Annotated in this window: 3 protein-coding genes; all 3 read right to left on the bottom strand. The window is 63.3% G+C overall.

The features are described 5' to 3' along the window. On the bottom strand, positions 1-407 hold a 407-nt coding region (locus EN893_RS31035), incomplete at its 3' end, for a hypothetical protein (protein ID WP_128362057.1). 149 nt (positions 408-556) lie between these two features. After that, on the bottom strand, positions 557-1,687 hold the full coding sequence (locus EN893_RS31030; protein WP_127268291.1) for a hypothetical protein: 1,131 nt from the start codon (positions 1,685-1,687) through the stop codon (positions 557-559). 6 nt (positions 1,688-1,693) lie between these two features. After that, the coding region (locus EN893_RS31025; protein ID WP_128362056.1) for a hypothetical protein at positions 1,694-2,018 on the bottom strand (325 nt) is incomplete at its 5' end.

The raw sequence follows: 2,018 nt of genomic DNA, 5'->3' as shown, positions 1-2,018 counted from the left end.
GTGCGATAGAGCACACCGGTTCCGCCATCGACCACCTGTTCATAGGCGACGGGCCGGGCGGCATCGGCTTCCATGGCCGTCGTCGGCGAACCGACCGAGACGCTTGGCCGGTGGCTCAATTCAGGCGGCAATGGGCTTTCGGTTCTGACGACCCGGCTGGCGGGCTTCAGTTTCGGGCGCGATGCGGTCGCGGCCAGTTGCGAGGAGGACGACGAACCCTTCGTGCGGCAGATGCCGGAGACGAGCGGATAATTGAAATTGCGCTCGTGCAGCATCTGGCTCTTCATCGCCGCTTCGCACTCGGCGACGGTCGACCACTTGGCCGGCGTCTCGCCGATATATTCGCAAAGCTTGGCGTCGCAGTCGCAGCCGACTATGGTCATGGCGATAAGGGCGGTCTTGATCACGGTCTTGTCCCTTCGAGATGCCCCCGGCAGCCCATTCATTTCTTCCCAGTCCTTCGCGCGCGAACAAGGCGGGATTTGGCCGCGATTGTGGAATGGGCGTGGCGGAGGCCAGGAAATGCATGATCCTGGCCGGGCGTGGCCGAAAGGCCTCAGTAGTCGTAGACGTGTTCAAGCTTGGCGCCGGCCTTGATCAGCGCCGGCAGCACGAGATGCAGCTTGCGCACGGCGACGATCATGCCGGTGCGGCGCATCGCCGGGTCGGCCGGCAGCGGATAGCTGAACAGGATGCGCATGCCTTCGGGGATGACGATCGTATCGGTGGAGAGCACGGTGACCATGATCTCGTCATTGCCGCCGATCTCGACGAAGGAGACGCCCTTGTCGATCAGGCGCGGGATCACTTCGGTGAACACCTGATAGCGCCTGGTGACGAAGATGGTGCCGTCAGCGCCCATGTCGCGTTCGAGCAAGGTGTCGGGCTCGTTGCGGGTGGCTTCGCCGACGGGTCCCTTGGCCCAGACATGGATGTCGAGCAAGGCGGGGTCCATCGTGGCAGCGAGCGCCTTGGTGATCAGGTCGGCATAGCCCTGCTTGATGGTGTCGGCGAGGCCGAAGGCGAGCTTGCGTTCGCTGGTGCGGATGGAACTGTCGCCCGGCGCCGACTGCACCGCAAACAGGCCGGCGCGCTTGTCGGCATAGGGGAACTGATACCAGGGCACCTGGTCGAGAAACCCTGCATAGTCCGCCGCCATCTTGGCCTGATAGATGTCGGCGGCGGTGCGCTTGGCCGTCGTCGCCTCGGTGATGCGGCCGACCGTGTTCTCATAGGCCCACTGCAATATATGCTCGATCGAGTGGCTGGTGCCGATGATGACCAGCATCTGGTGGTTGGCGTAGTTGAACTTATAGGGAGAACTGGCGCGGATGACCATGGCGTAGTCCTGCCAGAAGCGGCCGACATAGGACCAGTAGGGGAAGCCGCTCGGCTGGTCCTTGTCGACGAAGCCGGCATATTCGCGCGCGGCGTAGACGATCGCCCATTCCGGATAGGTGAGGAAGGTCGATTCCTCCGGCCGCTGGTAGCCTGGGATCTCGGCGCGAACCTTGTCGGCCAGCGCCTTGGGCGGCGCGCCGTCAGCAATGCCGGGCAGCGGCGTCTTGTCGAGCGACGACGTCGTCAGAAAGCCGTAGCTCAGCCCGGCGATCGGGATGAGGATGACGATGACGATCACCCAGAGGATCGTCTTGATGATGCGCTTCAGCCAGCGGAACAGGAACATGGCCAGTCAGGCCGTGGCGAAGTGTTCGTGTATGCGCCTGGCCAGCCGGAAGCCGACATAGACGGCGAAGCCACCAATGACGAGGTGCGGCAGGTTGGCGAAGAAGCGAGCCGGGAATTCGATATCGTTGAGGGAGCGGAAGCCGTTGATGAAGATACCGGCATCGAGGCAGCCGGAACCGGTGATCAGCCCGAGCACGCCGTCGAACAGGTAGACCGAACCGAACGGCTTGAAATAGAACACCGCCTGGCGGTGCGAGATGAAGGCGGCGGCCAGAGCCCAGACGCCGGAGAAGGCGTGCAGCAGGTCGTCATACCATTGCAGCGAGAAC

It is taken from the genome of Mesorhizobium sp. M7A.F.Ca.CA.004.04.2.1, from assembly GCF_004022825.1.
Lineage (GTDB): Bacteria > Pseudomonadota > Alphaproteobacteria > Rhizobiales > Rhizobiaceae > Mesorhizobium.
Note: the sequence above shows the minus strand (reverse complement) of the source record. Positions and strands in the feature narration are given on the sequence as shown.